Here is an 8,085-nt window from a genome sequence, read left to right as displayed (position 1 = left end):
ATATCTGCTTCAAAGACATGGAATCACAAGGCAAGCATCATGGGAATCCTGAATCCGATCAGGGGCGACACGCTCTAGATTGCACCAATACTGCGCACAGTTTGCAGTACTGTTCGCCAAGCTGCCGGAACCTGGATCGAACTATCAGCGAACGAGCCTATGCCGCCTGCGCGAAGCCACCATTCACGGCCTGTTGCCACACATGGGCGTAGACGCTTGCCGCAAGTGCTTTCTTTTCATCGGGCGTGAACGGCGGTGACGGTAGACTTGCAAAGACCTCGTCCAAGATGAAGACCTCGACGTCTGCCTTGGTCTGTTCCTTCTCCCAGAAGCGATCGAGTTCAGCCAAGCGCGTCTTTATGGAAGCCAGGAGGTCACGGCTTGCCTGCTTCACCCGCTCACGGGACGTCTTGTCCAGGTTATCCTTGAGCAGCAGGTCGAAGAGCGCGAGCTCATCCTCACCAAGCCCCTCCTTCGTTGCGCGCTTCTGTTCCTCGTCCAGACTGTTCACGAGCTCGACCAGTCGGCGGAAGGTCTCCTCGATGGTGGTTCGGTCTTTCTCCCGATTGTAATCGGCGATGATTGCCTCGTACTTCACCTGATAATCCATCCTTGCGGGATTGCGCGCCAGCATCTCGGCAAGTTTCTGTTCAACGATTTCTCGGATGTCCTGAAGCGCGGTCGCTTTGCGTCTGACCTTCTTTGCGAATTCATCGCGTAGCTTCTCAAGGTCGATCTGACTGAGGTCGAAGGTAAGTCCCTCGGCTTGGTCGTCTCCTGGCGCCTGCGTCCGGATGGCCTCGTTGACGATCCGGTGCAACTCCTTCAGCAGCTCGGTAACGTCAGCCGTGTCGCGCCGCTCGGTCAGTTTTTTGTAGATTGCCTCAATATTGTCGTGTCGTTCGGCGTATGCCCAAGCGCTGGGCTCCATCAGCAGCGCCTTGAAGCGGATGAACACCTGCCGTGCGAGAATCTCGAAGCGCCGCTTGGCCTCGTCCGTCGAATAAACGGCTTCCACGGCGTCCTTCAAACCCTTGATGCGCACAAAGCCCTTCGAACCGAGTAGCACACTTGGATCGAGTCCGATGCCGCGCAAATGCGCCTCGGTCGCCTCGATAGCTTCAAGCAGGGCCTGCACCCTCTCTTCGATGGGGGCGATGATCTCTTCTCCGCCTGTGCCATCATCGCCCAGCGCGTACTGAGCCAGCGCGGCTCGCAGGCTGGCGAGCATCCCATTGTAGTCGACAATCAGGCCGAAGTCCTTGCCAGGATACACCCTGTTCGCACGCGCTATAGCCTGCATCAGCGTGTGCGCCTTCATCGGCTTGTCGATATAGAGCGTCGACAGACTTTCCACGTCGAAGCCGGTCAGCCACATCGCACAGACGATTGCGACGCGGAACGGGTGCTTGGGGTTCTTGAAGGCCGTCTCGACATCGATGCGCTCGGCATTCCCAGTATCGAAGCCCTGCTTCATCAGGGCACGGTGCGGGATGATGTCGAATCCCCACTTCTTGAAGTCCGCGACCTCGTTCTGCGCTTCGCTGATAATGATCTCGACTATGGTTTCCTCGAGCCACGTTGCCTGCGCATCCAATTCTTGCGCTTCCTCCTCGAGGACAGCGCGCATGCTTTTGTCGGCCGTGGTATCCGCCTGGGATTTCTTGGCATCGGCCGCCGCCCTGACTTCTGCGGCTTTCGCCCTCCATCGCGGGACGATCATCTGGTGCATCCGGGCGCAGGTGATCTTGTCGATGCAAACAAACAGGGATTTTCCGGATTCCCACCTTGTTGCGCAGTGATCCACGAAATCGGCTGCGATCTTGTCGAGCCGCTCGTCGGCGGTGATGACCTCGTAGTCCTTCCCGAGCAGCTTATCGAGGAGCGCCGCCTGATCCGGGTCGAGTTCCGCCTCCTCGATCTTCTCGGCGATCCGGTCGTTCAGATCCGTCTTGGCGACACCCAGCTTCTCGCCTCGGTTCTCGTAGACCAGCTTGACGGTGGCCCCGTCCTCCTCGGACCGCTTGAAGTCGTAGCGCGAGACGTATTCGCCGAAGATGCGCTTGGTGATTTGGTCCTGTTTGAACAGGGGCGTACCAGTAAAGCCGATGAAGGCAGCGTTTGGCAGCGCCAGGCGCATATTACGGGCGAGCCGCCCCGCTTGCGTGCGGTGCGCCTCGTCCGAGATCACGATGATGTCGTCGCGCTCGCTGTAGGGCTTTTTCGGGTCCACGTCCTTGTTGAACTTGTGGATCAGGCTGAAGACGTACTGGTTGTTCTCCTTCAGGATCCGTTCCAGATCATCGCCGGAGGCCGCGCGCGGGGTATCGTTCCCGGCAATGCCGCAGCCGACGAAGGTCTTGTAGATCTGGCTGTCGAGATCATTCCGGTCGGTCATCAGCAGGAAGGTGAAATTGCCCGGAACCTTGCGCCGCACCTTTTCGGCAAAGAACGCCATCGAGTAGGACTTGCCACTGCCCTGCGTGTGCCAGAATACGCCCAGACGACCTAGATCGGGATGCGCCCTTTCGATAATGTCGACGGGACCTTCGGGAATGAAGGACGGAAGTGAAGGTTCCGCTTCTAGCAGCGCCTGATCACCCTTTTTGCGCTTGGCTGGCGTTTTTCGTTCCAGCGGCAACTCCACCACGCGGTGGCGCAGGCGTTCATCAGGCGGAATCTCGGCCTTGATCGCCTCTTGCCTAGCGACGGAGGCCACCGCACGGTTCACGCCCAGAACTTGGTGATTTCTGGCAACGACCTTTCGTGTCGTACCTGCCTTGCTTTCGTCGAATAAGATGAAGTTTTCGACCAAATCAAGCAATCGATCATGCGCGAGCATGCCGTTCAACAGCCGCTCCGCAGCCACGCTGCCTTCGTCCGCCTCATCTAGCCGTTTCCACTCGTTGAAATGCTCCCAAGTGCTTGTAATCGAACCATATCGGGCGCCATCACCGTTCGAGACAATGAGGAAGGCGTTGTGATGGAAGGCGTGTGCGATGACGTTTTCGTCCATATAGTCGCGCAGGTTGCCGTCAAATCCGGCTCGGATGTTCTTGTAGACGGCCTTCAGTTCAATAAAGACCAGCGGCAGTCCGTTGACGAAGCAGACCAGATCGGCGCGGCGGTTGTAGTTGGGCGTCCGCAAGCCGGTCAGTTTCAATTCGCGCACAGCAAGGAAGCGGTTGGCACCGGTTGCATTGTCGAAGTCGATCACCTTGGCACGGGCGGATTTCTGTCGTCCTTTCGAGTCGCGATAGGTCACCGGTACGCCGCCACGCAACATGCGATAGATATCGCGGTTGTGCTGAATCATCGACCGACTGACGTCATAGACGGTAAGGCTTCGGATTGCGTCCTCGATTGCCGGAGCGGGCAAATCTGGGTTGAGACGGTGCAGCGCCGCACGAAGGTCACGGACCAGAACGGCCTCGGTCGTATCCTTCCGCCCAAGCGTGCCGTCCGGCCCGAAGGTCTCTTGGTTCCAGGCATATACGCTGTCCCAGCCCAGCTCTGTTTCCAGGTGCTCGGCGAAAGTCGTCTGGACCAACCGGTCTTCGCTGTTGATGCCGGTGACAGCCATGGAAACCCTCTCAAAAAATCAGACCAAGCTCAGTCTGCTACGCTTTGCGCTTCTCTAAATACTCTCCAACGCCATCAAGAACCTCGTCAATCAACTTCAGGCAGTGCTGAATGAAATCCTCGCTCATGTAATAGATCCAAGGGACATCATTTTTGGATGAGTGATGGAACCAATTTTCTGGCCAATGCTTGTTCTTTACCCTGTTTTGGAACTTTTCGACTTTGTCGGCTGGCCATTCGAAGCCATTGTGAAACATGTTGTTTCTATATGCGAACAACGCCGTCAGCGTCTTTTCATATCCGTCCGGTAGAAACAGTTCCAATCCAGAAAACCTTGCCAACTCCTGGATGCCCCGAATGAGGTCATTACCGAATTCACCCTTCTTGATGACGAGTTGAGGGTTCCAATACAAATCACGAAAAGCATTTTGCCGTGGGTCCACTTCGTCCGTGGGTTCCTCTACCTTTCGAATAGCCTCGAAGATTGCGACGAAAAGCGACTCGATGAATGGGGCCAGCATACCGACTGCGGACATCGAGTGTGCGGCGTCGGAGTAGACGCTTTCATGGAACATGTCCGTGAGATGGTCGTTTAGATGATCTGCGTTGCGGTGATCTTCCGGGTCAAGAAGATCAATTTGGCTCCGCATGTGCTCGATATTTTCGACGGCCTTTTTCTCTGCCTCCTTGTTCCGAGACAACGCGGCCTTTATGGCATATAGCTGCGCTTCGAAATCGCGCTCATTCTCAATGAAGAATAGCGCGTGATCTTTTCGGCTGAGCCGGAACTTCTCAAAGCCTCTAAGTTCATCAGCTTCCCACTCAATGGTCACACCGCAATCTCCCCGTTCATCAGCCGCGGCAGGAGGAGGTCGCGGGCTTGGGAGAGTTTCTGGTTCTGTTGGTCGAGATTGCCGATCTGATCGAACATATCGCCGACAGCTTCGTCGAACAGCTTAGCCAACATGGCAGGCGGAACGGCGACGGAGTATCGGTCAAAGCAGCTGGGCTGGACCCGCTGCCTTCCGGACGACCCAATCATGCTTCGAATGGCGTTTTCGCGGAAGTCGTGCTGGCGGGCGGTCAGATAGACATAGTAGCTGCTGACACGGCGTTGCCTCAGAACGATGAACTCCGTCGAGCCGCAGGCGATCTCGCCATCTTGGAGCATCTGGACGTAGCCAGTCTTGCCATTCTCAAGACAGGGTGTAATCCGCGCCAGCAGCGTATCGCCATTTCGGAAACGGACGCTGGTTGACTTCTCCCGCTTCTCAATTGGGCCACGGCCGATCACCATGCCGGTCTCGGACAGAGCCGCCATCGGCACGTATCGAATGATGCCTTCGTCATCGCGGGGCGTCTTAGGGTTGACCTCGAAGGCTTCGGACGCCGGCAGCCGCTCCCAGCCTTCTGGCACACCGTCTGTGATCTTCACGTGTTCATGCCCGGGGAAGCGGAAATGGACGAACCATTCGCGATAGAGAAGTTGCGCTGCCTCCTCCAACAGAGCAATCCGCCGCTGATTGGTCTCGATCAGGTCGTCGTAGGCGGAGAGGATGTCGGCGATCCGCTTTTGCTCCTCTATCAAAGGCAGCCTTATTGGGAAACGTGAGACAATCTCCGTGCTAAGGTTTAGCATTGTCGAACCTACGGCGTTCTTCTCAAGCCAATCGACGGAAGCCGGCGTGCCCATGTAGTAGTAGAGATACTTGGGCCAGATGCGCTTACCCTTTGTCTCGATCTTCAGGCATCCCGTGCCGCAAAGCCAACCAGCTTCCTCTGTGCCGATGAAGGCGCGCTTGGTGACTTCGCCGCGCCGAGGGAGGACGATCCCATTTTCTGCGATGCGGTGCCGCATCAAGCGATCAGCTGTCGCTTCGGGTACCCTTGCCACGGTTTCGAATACGACCGCACCGTTGCGAATATCTTTTGGCATAATGACTGGCACGCCATCATCTGAATACTCGGCCTGCTTCAACTGAGATCCGAACGGGCCAGTCTGAAGGACACCGCCGTCATCGCGCACTGCTTCACCGAGTGAAATTGCGGAATCCGTCAAACTCCCAACCCCTCGAGGTTCCGAGCGATCCGTGCTGCCAGTTTCGCTGCCTCGTCGTTTAGCCCGGTCAGGTCGATGTGGATGGACCGCAGCGCCTCCTCAAAGTCGAAGTCCTCGTCCACCTCCTCGGGCGCCACGCCGACATAACGGCCGGGCGTCAGGCTCCAGTCATGTTCTGCGATTTCGGCCCGATCCACCAACTTCACCAGCCCTTCGACATCAGCCAAGACCGCGTCCGGGAACCGCTCCTGTAGCCAGTCGGCTTGCTTGACGAAGTACCGTGAGCCTCGCAGCGCCTCCACCGCGTCGGCACGGATGCTTTCCAGCGCCTTACGCGCCTTGTTGACCTCCACATTGACCCAAAGCTCTGAGTCTTTCGCCTCCAGTTCTTTCGTTGCCACATCGACAGCGCGCCCTGCCAGCTTCGCCGCCAGGTCGATCTGTTTGGTCAGATCCCGGCAGCGCTCTGCCATGTCATGCAACCCTTTGCGGGCCGCATGGAGCGTGGCGTTGTCGCGGCCCTCTCCATTTGCGCTTTCGGCCCAAGAACTCGCCCGGCCGGCTACTTCTGCCGCGAAGCCTGCGATGTCGTCCTTAAGCGTCGCCTGCACGGCGGTCAGTTCCGCCCACGTCTCCGCCAGCGGGTCCGGATCGCGCGCCTCTTTGGCAAACGGGGCCATGTGGTCGATCAGTTTGGCGAGCGCGTCTGTAAACCCACTCAGCGGTTCGGCCGTAGCCTGTCCATGCGCGATGGCCTCAGCAAGGTAATTTGTGACGAGTTCGAGGTATCGGTCGGACTGTCCGCGATAGAGCCAGATGATTGCCGCGATGTTCTTCTGCTGCTCGGGCGAGAAGTCGAAAATGGCGCGCGAGACTTTCCGATAGATATTACGCGCGTCAAGCATCAGGACGTGATCGGCGCGTTCTGGATCGCGTTCCTTCGCCCTGTCAAAAAACCAGAGCTGGCACGGCACGGTGCGGGTGTAGAAGAAGTTGCCGCGGATATCGATCATGACGTCGACAGCGCCGGTCTCGACCAGCTTCTGGCGCACCTTCGCCTCATCCCGGCCCGCGCTGGATGCCTGGGACGACATAACGACGCCGGCACGGCCGCTGTCGTTCAGGTAGCTGTAGAAATAGGACATCCACAGGTAGTTGGCGTTGGAGATCTTCTTGCCCTTGTTCACGCCGGGCAGACCGAAGGGCAGACGCGCGTCGCCTTTCACCTTGTCGGCGTCGACCTCGTCCACGTTGAACGGTGGATTGGCCATCACAAAGTCGCACTTGCCGACAAGTTCGTGCGGATCCTTGTAATAGGTGATGGCCTCGTTCCCGGCCCGGATGGTGCCCTGAAGCCCGTGAACAGCAAGGTTGGTCTGGGCGAGCTTAGCGGTCGTCTCGTTCTTCTCGTGACCGTAGAAGGTCACGCGTTTCATCGTGTCTTGGCCTTCTTCCTCGATGAAGTGGCTGGACTGCACGAACATGCCTCCCGAGCCGCAGGCCGGGTCGAAAACGATACCGTGGTCGGGTTCGATGACGTTAACGATGGTCTGAACGATTGAAGGCGGTGTGAAGAACTCTCCGTTGTCGTGGGCGCCCTGCTTGGAAAATTCAGCGAGGAAATACTCGTAGATTCGGCCAAACACGTCGCCCGAGGCATTGCGCAATGCCTCGGTGTCAAACTTGCGCATCATGCTTTCAAGAAGATCGTCGTCGAAGCGCTCGTAGTCCTTGGGAAGTTGACCCGCAAGCGGCGGGAAGTGTTCTTCCACGGCCTCCATGGCTGCAGTCAGCGCCCCGCCGAGCTCACCGTCCTTAGGCATGTCGAGGATCACATCGTAGCGGGCCGCTTCAGGCAACATCATCGCGCGGCGACGCCTGAAGTCGGCATCGACCAGGGGCCTATCTGGCATTTTTCCTGCGGCTTTGTCGGCTTCGATTGAGTCGAGAGCTGCGTAGTAGCGGTTCGTGGCCTGCCGCAGAAAAAGGAGCCCCATGATGGGCATGAAATACTCGTTGGATGCCAGCCCGGAGTTGGCCCGCAGATCATCCGCCATCTTCCAAAGGTCTGCACCGAACTGCTCAATTCCGGTCAGGTGGTCTGCAATCATTCGCTTGTGTTCTTTCCTACGCTATGGCGCTTTGAAGTGACGGTAGCTTCATCCAGCGCTTTCAACCGCTCGTACTCTTCGACTGACATCACGACGACGACAGTGCGACCGTGCTTGGCTACTGCGACTGGCTCAGCTCGGGCGAGATCAATCAACTTCCCAAAACCGTACTTCGCGTCCTTCGCAGTCAAGATCTGCATCTGGCTCTCCGCTTGTGTCCGGCGCATTTTGGCCAATTTGGCTAAAAACACAAGTCGGCGCTTGGGCCGGTTTTGATCGTCAGAGACGCCTCCGGCACTCAAAGTCGCAGCAATGTACGCAACGCTTCCAATC

At 57.6% G+C, this 8,085-nt stretch carries 5 protein-coding genes; all 5 read right to left on the bottom strand.

Annotated elements, in window-relative coordinates; translation table 11 throughout:
- Positions 1-157: 157 nt before the first annotated feature.
- From AC2FLM_RS06165 to AC2FLM_RS06145, 5 genes are read right to left on the bottom strand one after another with little or no spacing between them, the layout of a single operon-like run.
- Positions 158-3,583 (bottom strand): type I restriction endonuclease subunit R, encoded by a 3,426-nt coding sequence (locus AC2FLM_RS06165; RefSeq protein ID WP_496856562.1) that lies wholly within the window; start codon positions 3,581-3,583, stop codon positions 158-160.
- Between the two features lie 37 nt (positions 3,584-3,620).
- Positions 3,621-4,415, bottom strand: coding sequence for a hypothetical protein (locus AC2FLM_RS06160; RefSeq protein ID WP_496856560.1), 795 nt, complete (start codon positions 4,413-4,415; stop codon positions 3,621-3,623).
- Positions 4,412-5,641, bottom strand: a complete 1,230-nt coding sequence (locus tag AC2FLM_RS06155) for a restriction endonuclease subunit S (RefSeq protein ID WP_496856558.1) — start codon at positions 5,639-5,641, stop codon at positions 4,412-4,414. The genes AC2FLM_RS06160 and AC2FLM_RS06155 overlap by 4 nt, the downstream gene beginning before the upstream one ends.
- Positions 5,638-7,752, bottom strand: coding sequence for a class I SAM-dependent DNA methyltransferase (locus AC2FLM_RS06150; RefSeq protein WP_496856556.1), 2,115 nt, complete (start codon positions 7,750-7,752; stop codon positions 5,638-5,640). The genes AC2FLM_RS06155 and AC2FLM_RS06150 overlap by 4 nt, the downstream gene beginning before the upstream one ends.
- Entirely contained in the window at positions 7,749-7,952 is a 204-nt protein-coding gene (locus AC2FLM_RS06145; RefSeq protein ID WP_424973464.1) for a type II toxin-antitoxin system Phd/YefM family antitoxin, read from the bottom strand. The genes AC2FLM_RS06150 and AC2FLM_RS06145 overlap by 4 nt, the downstream gene beginning before the upstream one ends.
- Positions 7,953-8,085: the final 133 nt, after the last annotated feature.

It is taken from the genome of Ruegeria sp. SAZD011, assembly GCF_059612545.1.
Note: the sequence above shows the minus strand (reverse complement) of the source record. Positions and strands in the feature narration are given on the sequence as shown.

Coding starts and splice junctions, on each gene's coding strand:
- AC2FLM_RS06165 (WP_496856562.1), bottom strand. CDS start 3,583: ATGGCTGTCACCGGCATCAACAGCGAAGACCGGTTGGTCCAGACGACT.
- AC2FLM_RS06150 (WP_496856556.1), bottom strand. CDS start 7,752: ATGATTGCAGACCACCTGACCGGAATTGAGCAGTTCGGTGCAGACCTT.
- AC2FLM_RS06145 (WP_424973464.1), bottom strand. CDS start 7,952: ATGCAGATCTTGACTGCGAAGGACGCGAAGTACGGTTTTGGGAAGTTG.